Below are 24,227 nucleotides of genomic sequence, written 5' to 3'. Positions count from 1 at the left end.
GTTTTCAATCAGCGCCAACAGTTTATAAGGCCTACAGATGCCATGTTCGATTCCTGGTGCGAAAAAAATAAAGGCTTGCAGCGATGCAGGCCTTTTTTGTTTCTTCCTCGGGCTAGCACCGGGCTAGCAATGCAGAAAACGCGCCTAATCAAACCTATCCAACTGGCCTCGTCAGCACGCGGAGGTTCGCTAGAACGAAGGCTCACCACAGCGCTACACATATTGCCCGCGTGCAGCTATCTCAATACAAAAGCTACTTTTGCACCGAATCAGCAGTGATCGGGATCAGGATCGCAATGAGGTGCGGATTCCACGGCCATCCGGCCACCTATTCCATGAACATCCGGCCACTGATTCCACGGTGATCCGGCCACCCGTTCCACGCTCATCCGGCCACCCTTAAAGCAGGCAGCAACGCAGGATTAATTCACTACCATCGACCTCTTTTATCGAAGCAGAGAGGTCGTCGTGGAGCGGTTATCCATGCGTAAGATTCGAGAAGTGCTACGTCTCAAATTCGAGGTCGGCCTATCTGCCCGCCAGGTCGCTGTCAGCTTGCAAGTGGGTCGAGCCAGCGTCGGTGAGTACCTCAATCGCTTTGCTGCCAGCGGCCTGACTTGGCCGTCTGCGCTAACGGACGCCGAGTTGCAACGGCGGCTTTTTCCACCGCCGCCCGCCGTTCCCAGCGATCAGCGTCCGATGCCCGACTGGGCTTGGGCGCATGCGGAGTTGCGCCGCCCCGGCGTAACTCTGGCCCTGCTTTGGCAAGAGTACCGACTCGCTCATCCGCAAGGCTTCCAATACAGCTGGTTCTGCGAGCACTACCGCCTCTGGGCCGCCAAGGTCGACGTTGTCATGCGCCAGGAGCACCGTGCCGGCGAAAAGCTGTTCGTCGATTACGCCGGACAGACCGCGCCCATTATCGACCGACAGACCGGTGAAATCCGTCAGGCCCAGATCTTCGTCGCCGTCCTCGGCGCGTCCAGCTACACCTTCGCCGAGGCCACTTGGTCGCAGAAACTGCCCGACTGGCTGGGCTCGCACGCCCGCTGTTTTGCTTTTTTCGGCGGCACATCGCAGATCCTGGTGCCCGATAATCTGCGCAGTGGCGTCACCAAGGCGCATCGCTACGAGCCGGACAACCGCGATCTCGCCGAGCATTACGGCGTAGCCGTACTGCCCGCGCGTTCGCGTAAACCCAAGGACAAAGCCAAGGTTGAAGTGGGTGTGCAAGTGGTCGAGCGCTGGATCCTGGCAGTGCTGCGCAACCGCCAGTTCTTCTCGCTCGGAGAACTCAACACGGCAATCAGCCTGCTGCTCGAACGCCTCAATCAAAAGCCCTTCAAGAAGCTGCCCGGCTCACGCCGGTCAGCCTTCGAGACCATCGACCAACCGGCACTGCAAGCGCTGCCGGAACACCCGTACGTTTACGCCGAATGGAAAAAAGTACGCGTCCACATCGACTACCACGTCGAGGTCGAGGGCCATTACTACTCGGTGCCGTACCAGCTGGTGAAGCACCAACTCGAAGTGCGGCTAACCGCTAAGACCGTCGAGTGCTTCCACGCCAACCAGCGGGTGGCCAGCCATCTGCGCTCGCCGCACAAAGGCCGCCACACCACCCAAACCGAGCACATGCCCAAAAGTCACCGCGAACATGCCGAAGGGACGCCGCAGCGACTGATCCACTGGGCTGAGCAGACCGGGCCGAACACCGCTGGTGTAATCGCCTACATCCTCGAACGCCGAATCCATCCGCAGCACGGCTTCCGCGCCTGCCTGGGGATCCTGCGCCTGAGCAAACAGCACGGCGAAGAGCGGCTGGAAGCCGCTTGCCAGCGAGCGCTGGCACTGGGCGCGTGCAGCTACAAAAGCCTTGAATCGATCCTGCGCCAAGGGCTGGAACGGCTGCCGCTGGCCCAGCAAAACCTGCCGTTACTGCCTGAAGAACACATCAACCTGCGCGGCCCTGGCTACTACCACTGACCTGAAAAAGGAGCACCAAAATGCTGCCCAACCCGACACTCGACAAGCTGCAAACCCTGCGCCTGCACGGCATGATCAAGGCGCTTGGCGAACAACACGCAACGCCTGACATCAACGATCTCAGCTTCGACGAACGCCTCGGTCTGATGGTCGACCGCGAGCTGACCGAGCGCGAAGACGCCCGCCTGACTACTCGCCTCAAGGCCGCACGACTGCGCCATAACGCCTGCCTGGAAGACATCGACTATCGCAGTCCGCGTGGCTTGGACAAGGCCTTGATCCTGCAACTGGGCAGCGGCCAGTGGCTGCGCGACGGCCTGAACCTGATCATCGGCGGCCCAACTGGCGTAGGCAAAACCTGGCTCGCCTGCGCGCTGGCTCATAAGGCCTGCCGCGACGGTTACAGCGTGCGTTATCTGCGCTTGCCGCGCTTGATGGAAGAACTAGGCCTGGCCCACGGCGACGGCCGCTTCGCGAAACTGATGGCGGGTTATGCCAAGACCGACTTGCTGATCCTGGACGACTGGGGCCTGGCGCCGTTTACCGCTGCGCAACGGCGCGACATGCTTGAACTGCTGGACGACCGCTACGGCAACCGCTCGACGCTAGTGACCAGCCAGATGCCAGTGGACAAATGGCACGCACTGATCGGCGATCCGACCTTGGGCGATGCGATCCTCGACCGGCTGGTGCACAACGCTTATCGGATCGAACTGAAGGGCGAATCGATGCGCAGACGCGCAACGAAATTGACGCCGACAGAGACTTCAGACTAACAATGCAAACCTGCGTCGCTGCGCTCCGACTGCCCGGCCGGATGACCGTGGAATAGGTGGCCGGATGTTGGTGGACTGAGTGGCCGGATGGCGTGGAATGCCCAAATGAGGCTTGTTAACTTGAAGCGAGCTCATAGGGCGTCCTGATACTGTTTGCGCAGCTTCGGGATCTCCTCATCAAGATAGCGAGCTTCGCCACCTCTCATGTTCGACCAGCTCGGATGATAAAGCTTGCCCACTGGGAGGCCATGGCGGGCCCTGATGACAGGCAACATAAGGTAGTTGTACGCCTCTCCACCCAGGGCCAACAGGAACCGTGGTCGGATTGTCTCGATTTCGGAGAACAGGTGTGTGTCCGCACAGGTCCTCACCGTTTCATCGGACAAGCGCTCAGTCTTGTCGCCGCCAGACTGGCATTTCACTAAGGCGGTCATCGCCGTACGTGCAAAAACGGCTTCGGTTGTCGCTTCGACATCGAGGATCTTCGACACCCATCTGACGATTCGGGCGTGGTACTGCGAAGTGACCAGCGGGTTGATCCCGGCGAAGCAATCGTGAACGAATTGGGTGTGCGCCGCGACCCGCCCGGCACCGTCGAGAGGTGCATATAGGGCATTTTCTCTCGGGTCGGCTTTCCCTGGATTTTTGCTGACCAGCAGAATGGTTACATTGGCCACATCGCTGGGGCAATAGAAGCTGCGCCCAATGATTCCTTCCTTAGGCTTATTCTCGATGCCGGTGCATCCCTGCTCGCAGGTGGTGACCTTTGAGTAGATGTCCAAAAGCTTGAGGTTGGCGGCGAGCATAGGTTTACCTGCTGAATATTAGTGACGCTCGTCGAGGCGGAACGAGTTGGCAGGGCGACTCAAGCAAGAATGACGCTTTGTAAGTCGAAGTCAATTCCGCGGGGGCGAATTACCCAGCCAGCGCTGAGCACAGGCGACAGGCAGGTTTACCATAAACGCGGTTATTTGCAGTACTTCGCTCGCGTACCTGGCTCGGCTTACCGACCGCTTTGGGTTGTGGATTCAACCCTTCGCGACAGCCAACAATCGGCCAAAAGCGGACGATCAGTCGTTTATCTTTAGCAATTTGCCAGGCTGTATAGGGCATGGGCATGGGATGCCGTTAACCCGGCAATGTCTACTGACAAATTGTCGAGAACATCCCAACAGGCTACGCAAATTGGGAGCATCGTGTAAGTCGGGATCGAGCAGCGAAAGTCAGCCCCACAAGCGACTCACCGTAGAGTTGGACGGGTTCCCTAGGCATCTGATTGGTACTGCTGGACGTAACCAGCGTGCTTTACCGCTGTTTTAATGAGGGCCTCAAAACGTTCAAACTTGCCTTCATCCGCCTCGCGGAGTGCGAGGTAGTACTCCGCGCCATGATCCAGGACAGGGTCTTCGAGTAGGCCCAATAGTTCCCGAGCCTGAAGAGCGAGGATCGCCCTGGCGACGCGGCCATTTCCGTCAATGAAAGGATGTATCCAAACCAATCGGTGGAAGAAACGCGCGATAGAAGGGATCACCATATCTACATTTTCGAGCAATCCCGCGTAATCGCGGTTCCAGTCCTCAAGGAGTTCTTTGACTAGAGCAGTGACCTTATCCCAAGAAGGGCTTTCAACGCCGGGAGTCGGATTACCTGTTGGGTCGACAAGCCACACCTGAGTCTCGCGAAACTTGCCCGCTACTGCCGGGTCAATCGCTTGGATCAACCGGTGCACATAACGAAGTAATGGGGCACTCAGATGGGTGCTAACGGCATCCTTGGGATCTTCCAGGGCTCGCTTGAAGCTTGTCGCTGCAGCCGCCTCAAGCATCGCGCCTACTGCGGTGTGCTCGCCCCGCACGGCGTTGGCGACTACAGCGGCGGTGTTTCTTATAAACGTCAGCCCTTGCTGACCAAATCGGTCAATACGTCGAGCGAGGGAGTCGATGGCCCGAGTTTGGACATTGAGGGCATCTGTAAAGCTCTGGCTCGACGTCGCGAAGAAGGCAGCCTGCTCTTCATTGCTCATGGCCGTTCCCAAATGCCGAAGGCGAAGGCCATATCCGGCGGGGGAGTCCAGCATTACGCGAAGACGCTCGCGGTGGTAAATCAGACAACGCTTACGCTTGCCTGCTGCCATCTTTTCCAGCGTACTACGCTCGCTGACTGTCAGCTCTTGGTTTGTTAAGAAAATAAAACCGTTTCGATTATGTTTGAGCGACGCTTCTAGGTCGGAGGCGCATTTCGCGGTGGTGGCGGCAAAAGTAATAGGATTGCGCGGGAAATGAACGGCCGCGACGAAGGTGTTGCCGTCTTTGCTGCAGAGAATATCCTTCCCACCATCCGGGCCGCCAAGTGGATGTTGAGGATCAACATCTTCAAACGCATCTATTCGTAATAAATCTGCACAAAGACGTTCAGCGTCTCCTGAGCCTTTCTCCCAATGTGACAACAAAATGGTGGTTGAGATGCTCACTGGTCCAAGGCCCTTTGCGTAAGATAGATAAATCCTTGTCGGAGCGTACCACGGCCCGAAGACCAGCCAAAAGGGCTGGACGGCTCTATCGGTATATTCCCCTTTAAGCCCTTCACTAACATCACGTACGGACTCGAAAAAGCGACTAGCGAACCGTCAGCGCTTTTGGCTCCGAAGGGTTTGACATATATCACGCACGAGTCTGAGAAGGCTTCATCGTTTCACTACAACGTAGGTGCGAAGTTGGGGGGGGCTGTAAACCGAAGGTCGAGCGCGACAATCTACTATTGGCAATTTGCTGCCTTAGGCCACCGTCCGCTTTGGGTCGAGGCTGTGTAAAAACGTTTTAGAGCAGATTTGACGTTCAAAACCAGAACGAAAATCGCGTTCCTACGCGAATTTCAGGTCTGCCGACTAGCCAAGCGCTGGCAGATTTTACGTAGCAACACAGATTTCCAAACGGTGTCTGCGTTTTTACACACTCTGGGTCGTTCTCTGCCGGTCATGGTTACGAAGCGTGCTGGTCAAGTCCGATGCAAATGGCTGGTCAAGTCAGTGCAATTACCCACGTATCAGGTTTGCTAGCAGCTCTCCTGCTGCGTTTGCCTTTTTGGCTGACCCAACCTCGCATTCCCAAATGACGAATACTTTCCAGCCTGCCGCCTTAAGGAGCTTTGTCACCCGGTCATCGCGGGCGACATTCTTCTCGAATTTTTCAACCCAAAATGCTGTGTTGCTTTTCGGTGTCGTGGCGATACTGCAGTTGGAATGCCGGTGCCAGAAGCATCCGTGGACAAAAACCACTGCCTTGTACCGGGGAAATACTAGGTCGGGCTTGCCGGGCAAGCCTGACCCATTCAAACGGTAGCGCAGACCGAGACTATGGAGCACCTTGCGCAGTGCTATTTCAGGGCGTGTGTTTTTCCCCTTGATTCGGGCCATCCTCTCTGACCGCTCATTAGGGGAGAGGAAGTCGGTCATATCCGACCTCCATGTCGAGAGCTCCTAGGCTGGGCTTTCATTTCCCTCCTTTACCAGTTCATAGAAAGGTAAGCCATGAATTACCTCTCCCGAGACATCGAAAGACTTATAGAGGCAGTGATGATTAGGTAGGGTCTTCACACGCTCTGATAGTTCAGCAAGATCCGATGTAAAGCCGAGGACTCCCAGCTCGGCAGGCGTGATGTTTGGTACCTTGTGGATGAACCAGGACAGTAGTGGTTCCCTGTAGTCGGTCGCACCGACCTTAAAGTGCCTAAGGAATTGCGATGCTAATATCACTCCAGTGCCAAACTCCCGCCCTTGTAGCAACAGCTTACGTAGAACGTCGAATTCGTAACGCATGATATTGTCGGCTTCGTCCACCAATAGGTAGGAATCGATCGCCCTGAGCTGCGGGTCGGTGCCAGTAAAAGCTCGCTTGGGTACCTTGAGCATGTTCTCGTAAAACATGTTTAGTAAGATGGCTACGAGCATGTTCTTGCTGCGGTCGTCTTGTCCCATGGAGCTCAGGGATATCACCACAACGCCATCGAAGAATTCGTCGAAAGGTTTTGTTTCCCCTTTGGTCTTTGCAAACACCTCCATGTCTACCAGATCGTCAATGATCGCCATTGGTGCGTCCGACTTCCCGCCAAGTATTTCTCTGTACTCTGCATGGATGTCGTAGATCGTAGGCTGGCGGTCTTGAGCATTAGCTGTCTCGTAGGAGTTACGGACAGCTGCTTTGAGTTTGTCCCGCTGCACAGGACCTATGCCCGAGTAAACCTTGTCGAGGACATCTGCGAAAAACCGGAAGCGATCCAACCACGGTGCTGAAGATTCTCCCATTCCAGTGGTGTCGAAGAGGTTCAGGGGGAGGTGATAGGGCTTCACCACCTTTGCCCCGGTAGCTACTACGAAATCCGGGCTACTAAAGTCGCTCTTATAATCGAAGATCAAGAAGCGTGGCTTGATCCCACGGTTGGCATCACTGGCTCTGGATATCTGCAGGATAAGCGACTTGAGGAATTGGGTCTTACCTGTGCCGAGGTCACCTGCCACACCGATGTTCAACTGATTAAGTCGAGTGTCGGATATGTTCAGGCTTAGCTGTCTTGGCTCGAAACCATCGACTGTTTTGCCTACGGAAAGGATTATCCCGCGACCTGAGTCGTTAGGAGCGCTTTCCCCAGTTAACTTACCCGAGGGTGTTTCCTCGTCGATTAACTGCGCTACGGGTACGTTGGTTGAAATTATCGAAGGGGCTTCTGGCTGTTCGCTTTCCGCTGCAGGACTATCGAAAGGAGGCGAGCTTGAAGTCTGGGTTAGCAGGGGAGGCAATAGTCCCCAATCACCCACCTTGGCACGCACGGCGTCGTAGAATGACTGTGGATCATTGTCGAGTACGATACGACCTGCATCCTTACTTGAAATGACAATCGTCTCGTCGAAATTGTCGCCATCACGATTATGTGGGCCGCTCAGGCTTGATCCGTCGACGACGATAAGTCGTCCGCGCAAGTCTAGGCTAGGTCTCGAGTTCGGGTCGAGGATCGCTGCAGCGATTCGTTCGTGGTATCCAGCCCAGCGGGTAGCTTGTCCCTCTGCCGCTTGATGCTGACTGTAGACTCGTAAGCCGAAGCCAATCATCGAGAGTAGTAGATGTTGGTAGGCTAGGCTCCATGCAAGAGATTTATCGGCGCGCTCTTCGATGGCTTGCAAAAGCTTTGAGAGTGTTCTGGCTTGAGAAAGGGCTTCGACGGAATCGATGGCTGTGAACACGCTTCCTTGGCGGCATTTGACCTCTATGGGCGTCAGATGTAAGTGGACTTTGTCGCTACTGATTCGCACGCCGACGACAAGCAAGTCGGGACGTGAAAGGGAGGTTTCTTTGCGCTCCTTTCCGAGGGAGCGCGCAAGGTCGGCAAGATAACCCCTGAATGGATCGACGGGAACGATTATTGCGATTGTGGTTTCTTTTGCCGAACCCGCAAGTACTGGTAATAGGCTATTAAGGTTTCTTTCGCCGCGGAACTGGTCTTGAAGGAGTCGGGCCGCTAGGAATAGTCCTAGGTCACCTGTCGCGCCTGTATCGTCCCCAGAGAGGCCGCGAACGGTGGGGATTCCTCTTTTAGCGACTTCTAGAAGTATCTGCTCGACCTTGGTGTCGTCTAAGTTGTCGCACCCTGGAAGGGGCTTTAGTACACGGCGTAAGGCATCGCGATCGGCTTGCTTTACCTGCGACAAGAGGTAGTAACCGCTGGTATCGCCCGCGCGATGGGAGTACGAGGGGAGGTCGTAGTCCCATAGGTAAGTGCCTTCGATCCATCCACCCAAAAAACAAGCAGGGTCAATTGCAGAAGACGAGACTGCAACGTAACCAGCGCTATTTTCCTTAAGCATGTCTGAAACTGCGTGGACGTTGGGTGAGAATTGCAGGCCTACTTTACTGTCCCTCATCCTTTCGACCATAAGCATGCATGCTGACAACTTGTCGGCGAATCGTTCGCCAGAGGGAGGCATCTGCAAGCCTTGACGGGACTCACTCAGGAATGAGCCTTGAAGTTGACGCCTGACCCTGTGCCTGATTAGGCCGCCTACGCCCATCGGTGAGAGCATGGCTACATCCTTGGACCCCGGTTCTGCCGAATCCAATTGTGCAATGATGCCTAGATCCGGCGTGGCGCCTAAAGGTTGTTTGTCATACCAGCGAACGTGGTTATCGGTGTCTTCGGAGAGGTTGGCGATCGTGGCCTGGTCAGGCCTTCCTGAAAGCCTAGTGTCGAAAACTTCCAAAATCTTCGCACCGACACTTTGCATCGGTGTGTTCGCGCCTTCGTTACCGAACCGCTTTGTACACCAATTGGTTAAACCTTCGTTGCAGGCATCAGTGGTACCACCTGCGCTAGACACTACTAGACTGATAATGGGCTTTGCTGCAAGTAGGCTGGTTACATCGTCGAGTGCGCGCGAAACCTGAGCTGGACTGAATCCACTGGAGATACCACCGACAGTTATGCCGAAGGTGTTGTCGAATGGGGGGCGGCGGGTACGGGCGGGTAACTGTCCAAGACGTGAGCCGTTCCATAGAACGGACCAATAGTCCGAGCTACATTCGACGGACAGAAAGTCAATACGTTCTACGCCACTTGGAGACTGTAGAGAGATGGTCAAAAGGTCGGGAACACAATCTGGGTCAAGGATACTTGCCGCCGGACAAGGTAAGGGTGAGTCGCCTTCCACCTCATCCCGTAGGACTTTCTGGGCAAGACAATGCCATGCAAGTCGCAATGGATGAAGGGGGGAGAGGATAATGGCGTCTGGAGTTCTACTCAGGGTTCGTCCGTCTTGTTCTAGCGCGCAGACCGCAGCGGTATCTATCCAACAAGCAATGTCCGGATCGGTGTCGAGCCAAGACATGTAAGCATCGAGATAAGTTTCGGCGAGTACGCGAAACTCAGTATCCTCTGAGAGCCAGGCTCCTAGAGTCGCAGACTCGATAAGTCCCGACTGGTCATCGCCTCGTATGTATTTTGCAATCTCTTGGCGAGTTTCCACGAATCCTTTTGGTGGCTGGAAACTCAGAATATTGGGGCGCGGGTCATGCAGAAAGCGGCCTTGGGAGAGAATGGGGCCATTAGCGGTATCCCAGTTGGGTGGAACCCAACTAGATACGTAGTCATCTGCTATCACTAGGGGTCTGAACGATTTGGCTACGTTCTGCTCCTCAAGTATCCAAGACTGCAAGCTTGAAGCACGCGCATTCCGGTCCAGGTGGACAACGGCTTTTGTATCGAATTTTTCAAGATGTCGGCGGTTTAGCTTGATTAGACGCTCGAACTCGCTCCGGCAGCCTTCCTCCTTTGCTTCATCGCAAGCAAGGTAAACTCTGCAGGTCTGAGGGGAGGCCTCGCCCAAGAGGTTGAAGGCTATATCTAGCTGATACTTACCGTCAGCCTCAACTTCTACTAGATATTCATCCTCTCCAACGAGGCGCGCGTCGATGGATTGTTGCTGTCCTTCTAGTTCAGTAGCGTCGTCTGGCATGCCCTCCACGTTGCCAATGGTTGCTCCTGGCGATAAGTGGAGACGCAGTTCATATCGTCCCGAACCAGGCAGCGAAAGGGATGTCTCCCAGTCCATCGCTGCAGTCTTTTTACTGGGTTTCTTAGGCGGTGACAGTTTTGTCGCTAGCCTGCAGGTTACCAGTATCCCTGGCTTCCAGTTCATTAAGGAAATGACCCGGACACTTGCAGGCTTGCACCCCGTAGAGGTGACCTTATAAGTTAAGGGTGTCTTATGTGCGGGAGGGAGAAAGTCTGTATGTTCGTTAATTCCGCTAGAGGATGCTTGTAACGGAGTTGGCGCCTTACCATAGGAGCCCCCTGTCAGTAGAAACTCTTCTGGTTGACCGCTTTCGCTCGTAGAGATGGCAAGCTCCACCTTGTCACGCACGATCGCTGGTAAGCCCTTGGTTGCGGGAATAATACTATTTGTGCATCGAATGCTGATCTCTCCGATGACTTCATCGGGCTCTTCGGCGAGGAGATCAGTCCATTGCTCTATCGTTAGCAGCGTCCACCAAAGGGGTGGAGACGTTAGCGTTAGGGCTTTCCCCGGCAAATAAAAGGCCTGGGTCGCACGTTCAAAGGCAGTAGGGACGTCACAGTTAGCTTGAAGGTGGTGGAGCAATTCTCGAAGAGCTTGAGCGATGTCGTCAGGGGCGCCGTGTGCTAGGCGTTCAATACCAGTCTTGAATCCATCAGCGAGCTCATCTGCAATGTTAGCTATGACGGAGAGCTGTGCCTTCGACGAGACCCCATTGTCTGCCATTGGGGGAAGACCGCATGCCAGGGCAAGCGCATTTCCAGATGAGAGATTTAGATGGGTGGCGTTTATCGAAAATATGCGAGATAGCATGCGCCATGAAGCTGCGTGGTTGGCGTGTTCTGGATCCACTTCGTCGATGGAACTTGCTGCTGCACGGATTAATTGCTTCGCATCGTCTCTCTGTGAATCTACGATTCCTGCGACGAGTAACGCCTCATTTACCGATTGCTGCACAAAACCGTCGTCCCACCATTTTTCGAGATCGACACTCATGCCGAATACGTCACTTGAAGACTCGATAGAAAGGTTGTTGTGCTGGCCCGCAGGAACTAGGGCTACGAAGCTGGAATTATTTGGATCATTTCGTACATCCAGCAAGTGGTCGTTATCGCATTTACCAGACTCCCCGATACGAAGCTTATGGCTATTCATCTGGTCAGGGGGATACTGGAGCAGTACTGGTAAAGTCACCATACTGCCATCTATTCCAGACATGACTTGAATTCCCCCATCACGAGCGAGCTCCTCGTAGACTTGCTCGAGAATCTCGAGGGGGGGGCCGCGGAAAATCAGCCGGTACTCAAATTTCTTGCCGCTAAGCCCCTGTGTTGCACCCAAAGCTTTTTCACGGACAATAAATGCGAGCCAGTTTGCGAGTTTATTCATGTTCGTATTCCTGAAGGACTTGGCTCGTGTGGAACGGTGGCAATAGCAGCATGCCGCTCTCGGCATCTGGGCTATCGAGCACAAGACCGAGCATCCTTAGCTGGTGCCCCAAGTCATTCCTGGCAATTTCGTGTTTATCTACGGTAACTCCGTAGGCTTCGAGATGTAGTCCTAGTCTATGGATTGAGCGAGGTCCGCCCATCCCGGTGAGGGCGCAATGGACTAGAGCCAACACAGCTACAGGTCCAAGGGATACGATCCATGGACTGGATGGACTGCTTCCTTTCTTCTTGAGGATATATCCCTGGTCGTATCCCCTGAGCAACGGGACTGCAGTCTGGCGTTGCCCTAGCGCGTGCCTGGCGAACTCCAGCAGGTTTGAGCCGATGCCTTTCCTGCATAACAACGCGCGAGCTTCTTGTTCGCGTACATCGATAATGGTTTCGAGAGTCCCTGCGCGGAGGAGGGCATTTCTATGATTTTGGATATGCTGGCAAAGTGCGGCAATTCCTTTACTTGAGGAGAAGTCGCCCTCGTAGGGCGCTCCTATTTGCTTGAGTGACCAAAGGAGTGTGTTGATCCCCAGCCTGGCGTTCAGGTAGCTGGAAACCTTGTCTTTGATACCTTGAAGGGCCTTTCCGCCGTAAGCCATGTATTGCGGGGCCTCAGGGAAAATTGCGATCCTTATCTCTTGCTCGTTAGGCGCCGCGCCTTCTGTAAGTGCTGCGGAGAGACGGCTCCAAATCCTTGCGTGGACGTCACATAACCATGTCACATGGGAGACTGCTCCGAGACGCAACACAGCCTCTAATAAACTAGTCCATTGCCGGCGAGTCATGGAGTCTTTCGCCTGAATGATGGCTTGCAGGTCCTTGGCAAATCGTCTGGCTGGCAGGAAGTGAATTTCCTGAAAGTCGGAAGTCGTCAGTGTTGTCGCTTCCTCTTCTGGAATCCGCGCTAGAGACCATGTGCCTGCACTTTGATTCCACGCCGATGTCTCCTGCTCAAGCCAGCGGGCGAAGAAGTCGTCTTTATCATTGACACTTAGAGAGTCAAAGAGATGCTTCCAAAGGGTCTGCGCTGATTCCTGATCCTTTGAACCCAGGCAGACCATACGGCGTATCAAGCTACCGGCAGGCCAGGAGTTACTACTTAGACGAGCGGAGCCGGAGAAAATCGCTGCTCCTGGTACGAGAGGAGTAACCTGTACAAAGCGTTTAGAGGATTGGTTAGGAAGTTTCGGGCTCTCTAGTATCCCGTGAAGCACTGTATGCCAGGTATCCACGCCTATTACCGCTCCACTTGGCGGCAGCTGGCTCTTTTCTCGAAGCTTCTGTATGCGCCTATCTAGATCACGTCCCGCCTGTGGCACGCTGCCTTCGCTTGCTGATTCAAAGCCTATCGTCCGGTAGAGCGAGGCCAGCAAGACCTCTGAGCTTGCGTATTCCGGCGCAGGGCTCATAGCTAAAGCCGACTTCTGATAAATGCTATTGGAGAAGCGCCAAGGTGCTTGCTTGAACTCCATAAGGCTCATACGACATCCTCCTTTCTCGCGACTAAGCCATCCCATGAGCGAGCTACTACAGTGCCATCTGACCCGATACGAATTTTGGCATGCTCGAGAAGTTCCTCATCCCGGACAATGGAACCAGAAAGACGAGCCTTTGTTGTATCCAATAGGGCCAAGACCGTACGAGGGAGAGAGGCAGGGGAAAGCCCTCTCTCTAGTTCCTTTACTGCCTTGAACAAGTCATAGGTAAGAGGGATTGGCTGCGCCGATTGCATATGGCCGACCCCGAGGTAACAGATTGGGGGTCGAGGTCGTCCTGGAGTGTTCTGTGGCAGCATCCTGACCTGACGTTGAGGCACAACCAATGTCGCCTGACGTTGCTTGGGTGGAAGTGGTTGTCCGAATGTGGTGGTTAGCGAGACCTCGAATTCCTGACCGGTATTCAGCAGGCCCTTCACTTGCTGTACAACCTCGTAAAGCTGGTGTTTGTCATTCTCTTCGACGACCAGCTGGAAAGCCTGCAGGATCTTGAAATCTGCAACTACTGCTGTTCGGGTACAAATGCTTCTGCGGACTAGGCGGCAAGCAAAGTCGCGAAGTAAATGTTGAACACGACTGGCTGCGACGGGCCTCCTTCTTCTTACAATTGGCATAGAAAGCATTTCGTCTGCATTGGAAAGTCGCTTGAGTAGCTCAGTCTCGTTTCGCGATAACACTTTATATTTGCGGATGAACTCTATTCCACCGGCGAGGGAGCGACTAAAGCGAATGTCGAGGTCGCCGAGGCTAATCATGCTTTGGCTACTTACGGCGACCTGACTGTCGGGACTTGCGAATGCTGGGTCTAAGGTCTCGACGAGGCCTTCCAGCAATGGCGCAATTGTAGCCGGTAGGTAATGTGTCTTTCTTTCTGCGAGAAAATGCACAAGCCCCATCAGGGTTCGCCCTGCTTCGGCATCTAGCTCCTTCTCGAGCCCTAGGTCCTTGAGATCACGGCGGAGCGAGGTCGCTGCGTCTTTGTCCCAACGATGGAACAGTGCATGTTGGTAGCTTGAAGTTGCCAGATGGAAAATTGCAGTGAGTGTTTGCCGGTTGTGCTTTTTTGTGCCTGCTGCTTTGTGGTCAAGTTCGACGAGGTTCTCGGCCCATTGGCAAGGTGTTGATTGGTGCGTGTGCCTTGCTGAATCATGAACTACAGGGTGGTGACCAGCCAACAAGTACGAGGTAAGGGAGAAGAGGTCACGGAAGCTCCAACGCTTGCCGCTGGCTAGCTCATACCAGCGAAGAATCTTTAGTAGCGCAGTTCGGTGCTCGTCTCTGGCTAAGATGACCTGGCTGGTACAGAAGGGGCATTTTTCGCCCGCTGGACATGCTCCCTTTACGGGCCACATTTCGGAAGCAGTGGCTTGGCCGATGAGGATTTCCGCTGGCGCCGAAGTCTCATCGTCAGGCTTGACTAGTAGGGATTCTGCATCCATTGGCCAGACTGCAATCGATGGGAAACCTTTAAGTGGCCAGCATGAAGGGGCATCGTATGCCAGGCTTACAGCCCTCGTAACAGCTTCGAGGATGGCGCGCGGTTTTTCCAGATTATTGTCGATAGCATGGATCAATGCATCGTCGAGGACGCCCCGGTTAACGCAGCATAGATAAGCTTGGGATGGTGGCCCACCCAGAAGCCTGCCGAGCTCCTCTATAAGGAGTGCTGGTGCAGTGCTGCCCTCGTGACCAGCTGTCGAAGTCGCGTCCTGAACTATATCCAAGCTCAGGCTATTATCGAATCTTGAAAGGCTTCCAGCATCGACGCTTACTATTCGTGGGACTTTGAATCCGGCGGATGGATGAAACGCCTTTGACAGCTCTTTGATGAGCTGTCCCCCGCAGCCTAGGCTCGAGTCTAGCCAGTGAATAGTGGACTCGATCGCTTCGGTTTTTCCATTACCTGGTCCGCCAACCAGAAGAATAATCCTTGGAATGCTCGTGCTATTGACCGGAAGCTTTTCGGTCCACTCTTGGAGTCGAGCCAGAAGGCTTGTCCTTAACAATAGTTTGTTGGGCTGGCCGCTTTCGTTGTCTAAAAGCCGCTTCACTCCCCCCGAGTGATGGCCGGCCCAGTCGACAAGGGCTGCGGGATAGCGCGCCCCTTCCATTTGGCTGCTTTCCATTCCCCTCGACTCCTATGATTTCAAGCGATGGCTAAGATTTCTTGTTCTGATTCATTGACTGCTTGTTGACTAGCTACGGTCATGGCTTCTGCAAGCACTGATCTGATGGCCAGTCCGATGGCTCTTGCAAGATAAGGAGGAACAGCGTTGCCTACCTGCGTGTAACGAGGACATTCCTTAGTTCGTCGGCTGCCACCAGTAGTGAATTTGCCGCGGAACTGGAACCAGTCGGGAAACGACTGCAGGCGTGCAGACTCTCGGACAGTCAGTATTCTGGGCTCGCTATAGTGGAGCACATCGTCGGGCAACGTTGTTATTGTAGGTGCGGGATTGTCCTCGTGCATGAGGCAAATGCGGTGTTTCTTGAGGCCATATTTCTCTCTTTGGGCCAAGCTCATCAAACCACCCCTGATGCACTCGGGGTCCTGAATGATCCTCATGAACCGTTCACTGATTTCGGGTTTGTGTTTTGCTAAGCGTACGCTGTCCATAGAGTCGTCGCTGCCCTGATGCATGAGGGTTTGGTAATGTGTCCGAGGCCCCTTATATGCGAGTTCTTGAAAGCCAGTACGAGAGGAGGGATCAGTGCATGGTCTGGTCCCTGCGTGCTTTATTTCCAGATCAGAAATGGCTTCCGAAGCGCTGACTGTTTCTGGAAGGCCAAGCTCCTGCAGTTGATTCAGCCTTGCTTCCTCTAGTAGCTCGAAAGCTCTGGTGACACCGCCAGGAAGATGGCGAGCAAGATCCTTGCGGATCCCTATTACGATTAGGCGTGGGCGCTTCTGGGGAACCCCAAAGAGCGAGGAGTCCAATATTCGACCGAATACCTGATAGCCAACCCTGTCCAAGCTTTCGACTAGCTTGTCATAGTAGGACTGGGGCTTCACTTGTGTTATGCCCAGCTCCTTCCAAGATTTGGCTTTATGCGCAACCTTCATGCCTGGTACGTTTTCCAGGACAATAGCCGCAGGTTGGATAGCCTTGACCATTTCCACGTACTTTTCAAACAGTTGGTTTCGAGGGTCGGACTCTAGTCGCTTTCCTGCGAAGCTGAATCCTTGGCAGGGAGGGCCTCCTGCAAGTACATGCACTTTGCCCTTGAGCTTGGAAAGTTCAAGTGGGTGCTGTTCAAGAATTTCATCAATACCCCAGGCCTTTCTTTCCAGCCAAGAGGGCCATTCGAACTGGCGGACGGGCACTTTACGCCTTTCGAGCAGGTTCGCCGACAGCGTGGAAAAAGCCATTTTGTCGCGTTCGACGGCAAAAACGCCGTTTAGCCCAGCGAGCGATAGACCTAGAGATAGGCCTCCACAGCCCGCAAAAAGATCTGCGAACATCAAAGGTTGCCCGTGGGCGGGTAACGGGGGGAGAGTTTCGAAATTTTTCATGGGCTCCTGCCCGGATACGGTCGTTTTCAGGGTAGGGAGCGTCTCGCGAAGCTCTTGGCTATCGCCTATATAGGCAGCAGGATTGTGGTCTTTTTTCGCCACCGACGCTTGATGCTGACTCGGCATGCTGGCTACAGATAGCTCGATAGGCGTCGAGGGGGCAATAGTGATGGATAATGGATTGCCCCGCAAGCAAACGCAATGGCTAGGGCTGCCTGGCGGCCAGCTTGGTTTGAGATTACAGGATTCATTTATATCTTTGAATTCATCCAGAAATTTTGTATCGGCTAAGCCTGGGGCTTCGCTTGGTGGTACCCACATATTGAGCTCCTTCAGCCGGTTTGAAACCCGAGTAATCTTTCCTCAGCGCAGCCCTGTGCCGGTCTAGTTGGGCGCTAGCTGAGTGAGTGTGTTGAAGAGTAAGCAGATAGATCCAGGTATTTTGGAAGGCGTCGGTCTGGGCTGCTGTGTTTATATACAGTATTGGCCTTGGGGCGATTCGTACAGTCACGTTCGTCGACTGATGCGGAGCTCGTTGAAGAAACAGAGCTCGGGTTTTCGATCGTCCAGATAAAAAATGAATTTAACCCGTCAGGAGGCGATTCTGCCTCCTGTCGGGTTTCTGTCGTTTATTCGAAGCTGGAGAGGCGCTTGAGTAACCATTGAAAGAGCAATAAAGCTATGCCAACGGCGATCAGGATCGGCGGGAATCGCAGTATCAGGATTACGGTCAACACTAATGCTGAAGCGCTTACCAGCAGGCCGATGAAGGTGAAAAGTTTGATCAAGAAACGTATCAATGCCATTGGGGGCTCCTTGGTTTAAGTGATCTGGCTCAGTGAGAGTTTTAGGCGAACCTTCCTAAACTGGCTCGTACGCGCCGCTTACAGTTGGCCTCGCTCTTCCATTGATTTGCAGCCTTCATGGGCCACCACAACGTGATCCAAAATCTGGGTGCCAACCATATTCAGAGCTTTTTTAAGGGGAGTTGTGAGTGCGCGATCGGCTTGATTGACCTTTTGGAAGCCAGAGGGTTGGTTATGAACCAGGATCACGGCCGCAGCGTTGTGTTCCAGTACGATTTTTACCACTTCCCGTGGATACACGCTGGCGCCTTCCAGAGGGCCGCTAAATAGCTCTCTGAAACCAATAACCCGGTGTTCTATGTCGAGCAGTAACAGCGCAAAGACTTCGTAATCATGAAACTGCAGTAAAGTTTGTAGGTGGCTGAATACGAGTCGGCGTTCAGTCAATGCACGTCCTTTAGAAAGACGATACATCGCGAGTTGTTGAGCCATCTGCAAGACGTCTGCCTCGGTAAGTGGTGACTCCAGAGCATAGGTATTGGTCATTTCACCGGATTTGAGCTTGGGATATTTCATGCAGGGACTCCTATCACGAACGCGTGAAAGCACTAGGGGGTGGACGCAGTTACTGGCGGGGCTGTAGGGATTAAATGATTCCGAACGCACCGTTAAGGGAGAGCGCTCGGCGTTGCTGGGGCCAATGGTTTACGCAACAAGTTGTAATGCGGCATTGAGTGCCTTCTGTTTGATTGCTGCACCTTGCCCAAACCATGCCGAATCCATTCGATACTCAGAACTATTGGCACGCTTTTCATGATCCACATATTCGGTCACGGCATTCAGCAAGCCCCATGCTGTTCCGCGAGCGGACTCCATTTCAGATCCTCGGCCTTTACCTTCATAGAGCGTTTGTACCTTCTCCATCGCTCGCTTGTTGGGCAGCGCGTCCGGAATGGGGGCATGGGCGCTGGTGTCGCACAGCACTTCCATAAAGAAGCCGAGAGCCTCCTTGGTCTGAACCCTGCGTTCTGCGAGGGTGCGCATCCGATACATGAATTCGTCCCATTGCGAGACGGCGATACCCAACTGCTTTTTGACCGTTCGCGGATCGAAGCGGGTGTTGTGCGGGACCTTGATGGCGTGATCGGCGCCGGCCAGGGAAATGGTCAGTGTGTTGTTGCAGACCACACGCACGGTGGTGGGCGTCGCAGTGGTCGCCAGTGTGCCGTCGCAGGAGGTGGCCAGTAGCAGGTAGCCATTGACCTCATCATTGCCCTTCAACACCGTGGCCTGACCCGTTCGGGCGAGAGCCCAGAACTTGCGACCTCCCTTGAGCACGCCTGCGGTTTCCAGTTCGTAACCAGAGAACTCGGTCAGGTCTCGGTAGAACTCCAACACTTCACGCGGCTGTACCACCTGATAACGCTGGGAAACGACCGACAGCGGTGCTTTGGTGTCGGAGCGATACAGCACTTTTTGTTCAGGGAAGGAATGAATTGTGCCGAGCGCCCCAATGATGTCGGACTTGAAGTGAACCGGGCTTTCCTCAATCTGCCAGTTCATGCCAGCTTCGCGTTGCCAGATTTCCAGCGGTTGCTTCGGCGACAAAGCAGAGCCCAGGCCATGCCAAGGGGTAGCGCCAACGTAAGCCATTTGTTCGATGAGATGAGCCATGAGAGAGATTCCTTTGGATGCAGGTCGGCATAAGCGCTGCGTAGAACGCAGCACCAAACGAGATTGATAGACGAGTGATGAAAGGACGGGCGACGGATTAGGTGGGCAGGTTGAAGCGGTGCCCGCACATCAAACAGAGATTGTTGGACAACACATGGCGATCCAGCTTTTCGCCGAGTTGTGCGCCTATAACGCATCCACTCACGCCGCCAGCCAATCCGCCGAGGATGGCGCTAGAGACTGAGCCGATGCAGAGGCCGGGCGGACGGATAAGAATGTCTAGAGTGGCGCCGATGTGACTGTCGGCAAGTGCGCAGCTCACGCCTCGTGCCGCACCGCCGATGGAGCCCACAACGGCACCCACCGTCATGGCTGTTCTGAGGGAAGCGATTTTTCTAGAGGTACAGCAAGGGCACTGAAGTGACATGGGGCGAGTTCCATGAGGGATATTCAGTGTCGTGATATAGGTGCGAAATTCGTTTCAATGTGCGGGGCTGGATCGAGGTTGGAGGCAGCGTGACAGTCTGAGCTCTAGCATTGCCCTGGCCCCAACTATGTGGAGTTGGTTCCTTACTGTGTGGTGTTAGTTCCTAACTATGCGGAGTTGGTTCTTTTCGTCCCAATCCAGGCTTTTGACCAGAAGATTGGGTTAGATAGAAGAAATACCTGTATGCCCTATGGCATGTTCATCAACAAACCGCTCAATTCGCTTCGCCTGCTTGATCGCTGCCCTATGTCAGCGAAAGGCGCATGACGGTCGAGCGCAGTCAGATCCCAATCGGTAGGCGTCCAACAATGCCCCAAACGCGGACGGTGATACTGAAGAATTGAGGGGGGCAGCCAAGCGCTCCGACGACGGTCAGATGCTGAAACCGCGTTCGCCGAAATCGAATCTGAGTCGCTTTTTAAGCGTGGGGAAAAAATACTGGTCGCTGCCGGATTTTTGTCATGGCGAGTCCGACTTACAGTCCGATCTCTTCCAAACACAACATGACGAGAACGAAAATGACCTTCAAGCAGAGAGAGTTCTACCCGAGAATTATACGTCTCAAACCTCTAACCGCACGCATCGGCCTCTCCCGGTCAACGATCTACGACCGTATGGATAAGCTGTCGCCGAGGTATGACCCAACGTTTCCTCGGTCCGTCAAATTGGGTCCGGGGGCCGTGGGTTGGATCGACTCCGAAATCACTGCCTGGCTTGAGCAGCGCATGGCCGCCTAGAAGACGTCCGAATCATTGAGCAGCCTCTCGGTGGAGAGGCTGATATCTCCAGCGGAGACCCACCACTAACTCTGCATAACGCTTGAATCAAAATTTCAATTGCGAGGAGCACTAATACCAGTGTCCTGGCTCGGATAAATATGCCCGAAGATTTTTGGTTTATATGTTATTAGCAGTATCAATAGTTACCATTGGTTAATTGTAACCGAAGAAGTCAATGATCAAGAGATACTAGAGTGGTGCGTTAGGTATCAGCGAGATACCGTTAGCAGCAAGAGAAATACAAATAGAACATTCAAAGTCAATTAGATATCTGACATGTCGTGAAGGTTGTATTGGTCTGATCAGATATTCATATAAGAGGTTGCTATGGAGGTTGGTTATTACGAGCGTGGTCTAGCGCTCTTGAGTAAGTGTCGCATGCAGATCGAAGGAGTAGGCGATATTCAGCCTGGGTCTGTAGACGTTGGTTTGATTGCGGAACTCAAACAAGTATCAGGGTGGATTCAACACCTTATAAAATCAGAAGGTGACGCTTTTGAGGTTCAGGTTGTAGACGAGGATGGTAACGCTCGTGTGATAACCGCTAAATCAGGGAAGCTGTTGCGGCAGATAATAAAAAGCTATGCGCCAATGGGAAATGGGTACAAAACGCTATATCAGTTTGAGCCTTATATTGAGATGGCGTTTAATCAGATTGCGAAGTCTAAACTTAATCAAGCATATTTGACTCCTAGAACAGCCGTGCACATTGAGGATGCTAAGGCGATTGCGCAGCAACTGAACAAGTGCGTCGACGATATTCGTCAAGAAGCCCGAAGTAAGCAGTTTGGATCCGCACTCAATAGTTATCGGCGATCAAGCAACAAGAACTACAAGGAGTTGAACAAATACGTTGATGCGCTGTTTGAGCGCTATTCCAGACTGCTGGTGCTAAGGGTTGATCTTTCCTATTCAAAGGACCATTCAAAAACTACGCAGGATCAAGCGAAGCGAGATCGAGAGCATCTGCTTCAAAATGCAAGATCGAACAACCTGTTTAAAGACATGGTGGGGTATGTCTGGAAGTTGGAACATGGACCGGAGAAAGGCTTCCATTACCATGTGATGTTTTTCTTCGATGGTTCCAAGGTGCGGGAAGATGTAACCAGAGCCGCTCTGATAGGTCGCTACTGGAAAGAAAACATAACCCGGGGCCAAGGCCTGTATTTCAACTGCAATGCCGTCAAACACAAGTATAAGAGCTGTGGGATAGGGATGATTGATCATGTCGATGGAGAAATGCGTGAAGGGTTACGCAGGGCTGTAGTTTACCTTACAAAGACTGATCTCTACATGAAGCTTCAAACTGAAGGCCGGAGTATGGGAAGGATGAATATCCCTTCACCAAAAAGTCTACGAGGGAGGCCAAGGGCTGTCTCGATGATCAGAGTTGTACCATAGGGGGGGGCACCAAAGGCTCTCAGCGGCATTGAGAACCTTTGGTTAATCTTGAAAGCTCCATAGTGTGAAGTCTAAAGCTCATCGTGCATCCCCATGCTTATTCAATTCCCAAGCAGGTTTAACGAGTTCGTCGTCACGCAGCCATGTTGTCAGCCATTTCTCAACGTTTGAGATGTCTAACGTAAGGATCTGCTCTTTTTCAATAACCTCGGCCAGATGTGTCTCAATAGCCTTAACCGCTTTGGTCTTGGTAGGCCAGCCGCCTTCTGGCTTCATCTCATCCAGTAGCCTTATCGCCGCCTCTTTAACCGGCAGGTGAGCTTTGTTTCGTCCTTTGCCGTTCTCTCTATTTTGCTTAACTCGGTTGGCAACATCTATCTTGTCGAAGATTGGTCCCGATGATCCTCCAATCCAGTCAATCATCAAGCTGGCTTCGTTAGTAAAGGCCCAAGCCCTGTCACGGTCTTTATTGTCGTCGGCTGCCCTAGCTAGCTCGAGGTAAAGACAGGCATGCCGTACATGAACCAACAGTACATTGATTTCCTCATCGAGACCCTTAGTGTCCTCAGAACGCTTATAGACTTCGTGTTCCCATGTTGTCATTAGCTTACCTTGCAGTGCTGGGTCACTTGTCACAGCGCGGATGTCTTCTAGAAGTTTGATGTACTCATCAAGCGCGAATAGAGGCTCGAAAAAATTATTAAAAAGAAAATGGTGATTTCTATCTATGGCTGAACGGGGCGTTGTGTTGCCTATGCGTTCATTTGTATTTATTGCATGTTGTGTTGGTGAAAATAGTCGTGGCGTGGAATTTTTCATTGTTTACTTCTTGATGAATGTCGTTGAAGTATATTGTGAGGTGCCTTTGGGGACGGGCCGCGATGGGGCATAGCTCTATTTCTGGCCGATAAGGTGGGGTGGATGCGCGTTCAGCGTCGGGTTGCTGTTGTGGGGGGGGTAATGAATGTGATCCAGTCGTTCATTAGAAGGCGCCGCTTGTCGAGAAAATCTGAACGCGAATAGGCTCCTTCAGTTTGGTCGCGCTCATCATGCGCCAGCGCCATTTCACAGACCTCGCGTGGGTAATGGGTGCACTCCCCGGCCCAGTCTCGAAATGAGGAGCGAAAGCCGTGTCGAGTGATGTGTTTGTAGTCCATGGCATGAAGGAGCGTGCGAATAGCGTTGGCATGCATCACGCCAGATTTGCCCTGCCCTGGAAATAGGAAGGCGCTTCTTTCATCTCGCGGAATGTTCTTCACTAGGGTCACGACCTCGTCGGCAAGCGGGATTACGAAAGCTACCCGCATTTTCATGCGCTCAGCAGGCAATGACCAAGTGCACGCTTCCAAATCAAACTCATCCCAACGAGCGAACTGCACCATGTGGGCGCGTGCGCCGGTCATGATAAGCAGCTGAGCAGCAAGCGACGCCGGTGTGCGGTTTGCGCCGAGGCTTGCCATCAGGACTGGCACATCCTGCCATCGCAAGGCCTCAAAGTGCTCGCGCTTTCGGGCCTTTTTCTTTTCGGTGCGACTCAGCAGATTGTCTAAATGCCCACGCCAGCGAGCAGGGTTTTCGCCCTCTCGTAGATTTCGCGCCTTGGCAGCGTCCAGAACTTGTTCGATTTGTCCGCGTAACTCATCGGCGGTTCTGGTTTTAGTGGCCCAAATGGGTTGCAATACCTTGATTACCTGAGGAGTACCGATCTCCTCGGCTGACAGCTTACCAATGACGTCAAACGCATACAGCTCCAGCTTCCGCAGCCATCCTCTGCGCCACTTATCTGACCAGGTCGCCCCGTGGGCCTCGCAGTACTCTTTCGCAAGTGTTTCGAACTTCAGCTGTTTTGCCTCACTCGTTCGCTGTGCTTCTCGTTGAGCGGCGCGCTCAAGGTCACGAGCGGCTAGAGGATCTATTCCGTCACTCAACTGGTTTCGTTTATTGCTAGCGTCTTGCCTGGCTTTCTTGAGAGTGACTTCAGGAAAGGAGCCCAAGCCCATCTCTCTGCGACGGCCTGCCAGTTGGAAGCGAAGTATCCAAGATTTCCGCCCGGTAGCCTTTACGACCAAGCGAAGCCCGCCACCATCCTCATAGGTGCCGGGTTCAGTTAGGTTCTCGACTTGTTTCGGATTCAGCTTACCCATTTGATTTCCCCTTTCGTCCCTTTGTCCCCCCAATTGTCCCCCCATCACATTGTCGGATGAGGTCAAATGGCATTGAACACCATTGGACAGAGAAATGCCTATAGACCCCGGAATAGAGAGGCTATCAGGTGGATTCTTAGATTGGATAGGATTATTTAGGACAA

At 53.4% G+C, this 24,227-nt stretch carries 17 protein-coding genes; 4 read left to right on the top strand and 13 right to left on the bottom strand.

The features are described 5' to 3' along the window. The first annotated feature begins 483 nt into the window (after nt 1-483). Complete coding sequence (gene istA / locus PMI22_RS11460) at nt 484-1,986, top strand: IS21 family transposase (protein ID WP_007946714.1); 1,503 nt, start codon at nt 484-486, stop codon at nt 1,984-1,986. 20 nt (nt 1,987-2,006) lie between these two features. After that, the gene (gene istB / locus PMI22_RS11465; RefSeq protein WP_007946713.1) at nt 2,007-2,762 is read left to right on the top strand and encodes an IS21-like element ISPsy14 family helper ATPase IstB; all 756 of its coding nucleotides are present in this window, start codon (nt 2,007-2,009) and stop codon (nt 2,760-2,762) included. A gap of 131 nt (nt 2,763-2,893) precedes the next feature. On the opposite strand, the gene PMI22_RS11470 is transcribed toward istB, so the two are convergent. The 11 genes from PMI22_RS11470 to PMI22_RS11510 form a co-directional block, all read right to left on the bottom strand. After that, nucleotides 2,894-3,568, bottom strand: coding sequence for a uracil-DNA glycosylase family protein (locus tag PMI22_RS11470; protein WP_007946712.1), 675 nt, complete (start codon nt 3,566-3,568; stop codon nt 2,894-2,896). Between the two features lie 458 nt (nt 3,569-4,026). Then, nucleotides 4,027-5,232 carry a Fic family protein gene (locus PMI22_RS11475; RefSeq protein WP_157214438.1) on the bottom strand — a complete coding sequence of 402 codons (1,206 nt, stop codon included), beginning with the start codon at nt 5,230-5,232 and terminating at the stop codon, nt 4,027-4,029. Between the two features lie 561 nt (nt 5,233-5,793). Then, entirely contained in the window at nt 5,794-6,213 is a 420-nt protein-coding gene (locus PMI22_RS11480; RefSeq protein ID WP_007946709.1) for a very short patch repair endonuclease, read from the bottom strand. Nucleotides 6,214-6,237: 24 nt separating this feature from the next. Further along, nucleotides 6,238-11,709 carry a hypothetical protein gene (locus PMI22_RS11485; RefSeq protein ID WP_007946708.1) on the bottom strand — a complete coding sequence of 1,824 codons (5,472 nt, stop codon included), beginning with the start codon at nt 11,707-11,709 and terminating at the stop codon, nt 6,238-6,240. Beyond that, a complete protein-coding gene (locus PMI22_RS11490; protein ID WP_007946707.1) occupies nt 11,702-13,243 on the bottom strand; it encodes a hypothetical protein in 1,542 nt (513 codons plus the stop codon). The genes PMI22_RS11485 and PMI22_RS11490 overlap by 8 nt, the downstream gene beginning before the upstream one ends. Continuing rightward, a complete protein-coding gene (locus tag PMI22_RS11495) occupies nt 13,240-15,384 on the bottom strand; it encodes a hypothetical protein (protein ID WP_007946706.1) in 2,145 nt (714 codons plus the stop codon). The genes PMI22_RS11490 and PMI22_RS11495 overlap by 4 nt, the downstream gene beginning before the upstream one ends. A 20-nt stretch (nt 15,385-15,404) precedes the next feature. Continuing rightward, entirely contained in the window at nt 15,405-17,093 is a 1,689-nt protein-coding gene (locus PMI22_RS0129485; RefSeq protein ID WP_007946705.1) for a DNA cytosine methyltransferase, read from the bottom strand. A gap of 308 nt (nt 17,094-17,401) precedes the next feature. Beyond that, entirely contained in the window at nt 17,402-17,578 is a 177-nt protein-coding gene (locus PMI22_RS31640) for a hypothetical protein (RefSeq protein WP_007946703.1), read from the bottom strand. Between the two features lie 78 nt (nt 17,579-17,656). Beyond that, nucleotides 17,657-18,154, bottom strand: coding sequence for a JAB domain-containing protein (locus tag PMI22_RS11500; RefSeq protein ID WP_007946702.1), 498 nt, complete (start codon nt 18,152-18,154; stop codon nt 17,657-17,659). 129 nt (nt 18,155-18,283) lie between these two features. Continuing rightward, a complete protein-coding gene (locus PMI22_RS11505) occupies nt 18,284-19,252 on the bottom strand; it encodes a DUF932 domain-containing protein (RefSeq protein ID WP_007946701.1) in 969 nt (322 codons plus the stop codon). Between the two features lie 97 nt (nt 19,253-19,349). Beyond that, nucleotides 19,350-19,622, bottom strand: a complete 273-nt coding sequence (locus PMI22_RS11510) for a hypothetical protein (RefSeq protein ID WP_177323434.1) — start codon at nt 19,620-19,622, stop codon at nt 19,350-19,352. Nucleotides 19,623-20,200: 578 nt separating this feature from the next. Here PMI22_RS11510 and PMI22_RS0129480 point away from each other — a divergent pair. Together PMI22_RS0129480 and PMI22_RS11515 are read left to right on the top strand one after the other, a co-directional pair. Continuing rightward, nucleotides 20,201-20,476 (top strand): helix-turn-helix transcriptional regulator, encoded by a 276-nt coding sequence (locus PMI22_RS0129480; RefSeq protein WP_007946699.1) that lies wholly within the window; start codon nt 20,201-20,203, stop codon nt 20,474-20,476. Between the two features lie 420 nt (nt 20,477-20,896). Next, nucleotides 20,897-21,919: a YagK/YfjJ domain-containing protein gene (locus tag PMI22_RS11515; RefSeq protein ID WP_177323433.1), complete on the top strand. Its 1,023-nt coding sequence runs from the start codon at nt 20,897-20,899 to the stop codon at nt 21,917-21,919. A gap of 78 nt (nt 21,920-21,997) precedes the next feature. Here PMI22_RS11515 and PMI22_RS0129475 read toward each other — a convergent pair whose 3' ends face one another. Together PMI22_RS0129475 and PMI22_RS11520 are read right to left on the bottom strand one after the other, a co-directional pair. Beyond that, nucleotides 21,998-22,738: a hypothetical protein gene (locus PMI22_RS0129475; protein WP_033049353.1), complete on the bottom strand. Its 741-nt coding sequence runs from the start codon at nt 22,736-22,738 to the stop codon at nt 21,998-22,000. Between the two features lie 110 nt (nt 22,739-22,848). After that, entirely contained in the window at nt 22,849-24,063 is a 1,215-nt protein-coding gene (locus PMI22_RS11520) for a tyrosine-type recombinase/integrase (RefSeq protein ID WP_007946696.1), read from the bottom strand. Nucleotides 24,064-24,227: the final 164 nt, after the last annotated feature.

Origin of the sequence: Pseudomonas sp. GM21, assembly GCF_000282215.1 — a bacterium.
Lineage (GTDB): Bacteria > Pseudomonadota > Gammaproteobacteria > Pseudomonadales > Pseudomonadaceae > Aquipseudomonas.
This window is presented reverse-complemented; position numbering and strand designations above follow the sequence as displayed.

Bases quoted from the DNA above. Each gene is read 5' to 3' on its own strand.
- istA (WP_007946714.1), top strand. From the start codon at position 484: ATGCGTAAGATTCGAGAAGTGCTACGTCTCAAATTCGAGGTCGGCCTA.
- istB (WP_007946713.1), top strand. From the start codon at position 2,007: ATGCTGCCCAACCCGACACTCGACAAGCTGCAAACCCTGCGCCTGCAC.
- PMI22_RS11470 (WP_007946712.1), bottom strand. From the start codon at position 3,568: ATGCTCGCCGCCAACCTCAAGCTTTTGGACATCTACTCAAAGGTCACC.
- PMI22_RS11480 (WP_007946709.1), bottom strand. From the start codon at position 6,213: ATGACCGACTTCCTCTCCCCTAATGAGCGGTCAGAGAGGATGGCCCGA.
- PMI22_RS11485 (WP_007946708.1), bottom strand. From the start codon at position 11,709: ATGAATAAACTCGCAAACTGGCTCGCATTTATTGTCCGTGAAAAAGCT.
- PMI22_RS11490 (WP_007946707.1), bottom strand. From the start codon at position 13,243: ATGAGCCTTATGGAGTTCAAGCAAGCACCTTGGCGCTTCTCCAATAGC.
- PMI22_RS11495 (WP_007946706.1), bottom strand. From the start codon at position 15,384: ATGGAAAGCAGCCAAATGGAAGGGGCGCGCTATCCCGCAGCCCTTGTC.
- PMI22_RS0129485 (WP_007946705.1), bottom strand. From the start codon at position 17,093: ATGTGGGTACCACCAAGCGAAGCCCCAGGCTTAGCCGATACAAAATTT.
- PMI22_RS31640 (WP_007946703.1), bottom strand. From the start codon at position 17,578: ATGGCATTGATACGTTTCTTGATCAAACTTTTCACCTTCATCGGCCTG.
- PMI22_RS11500 (WP_007946702.1), bottom strand. From the start codon at position 18,154: ATGAAATATCCCAAGCTCAAATCCGGTGAAATGACCAATACCTATGCT.
- PMI22_RS11505 (WP_007946701.1), bottom strand. From the start codon at position 19,252: ATGGCTCATCTCATCGAACAAATGGCTTACGTTGGCGCTACCCCTTGG.
- PMI22_RS11510 (WP_177323434.1), bottom strand. From the start codon at position 19,622: ATGACGGTGGGTGCCGTTGTGGGCTCCATCGGCGGTGCGGCACGAGGC.
- PMI22_RS0129480 (WP_007946699.1), top strand. From the start codon at position 20,201: ATGGCGAGTCCGACTTACAGTCCGATCTCTTCCAAACACAACATGACG.
- PMI22_RS11515 (WP_177323433.1), top strand. From the start codon at position 20,897: ATGCAGATCGAAGGAGTAGGCGATATTCAGCCTGGGTCTGTAGACGTT.
- PMI22_RS0129475 (WP_033049353.1), bottom strand. From the start codon at position 22,738: ATGAAAAATTCCACGCCACGACTATTTTCACCAACACAACATGCAATA.
- PMI22_RS11520 (WP_007946696.1), bottom strand. From the start codon at position 24,063: ATGGGTAAGCTGAATCCGAAACAAGTCGAGAACCTAACTGAACCCGGC.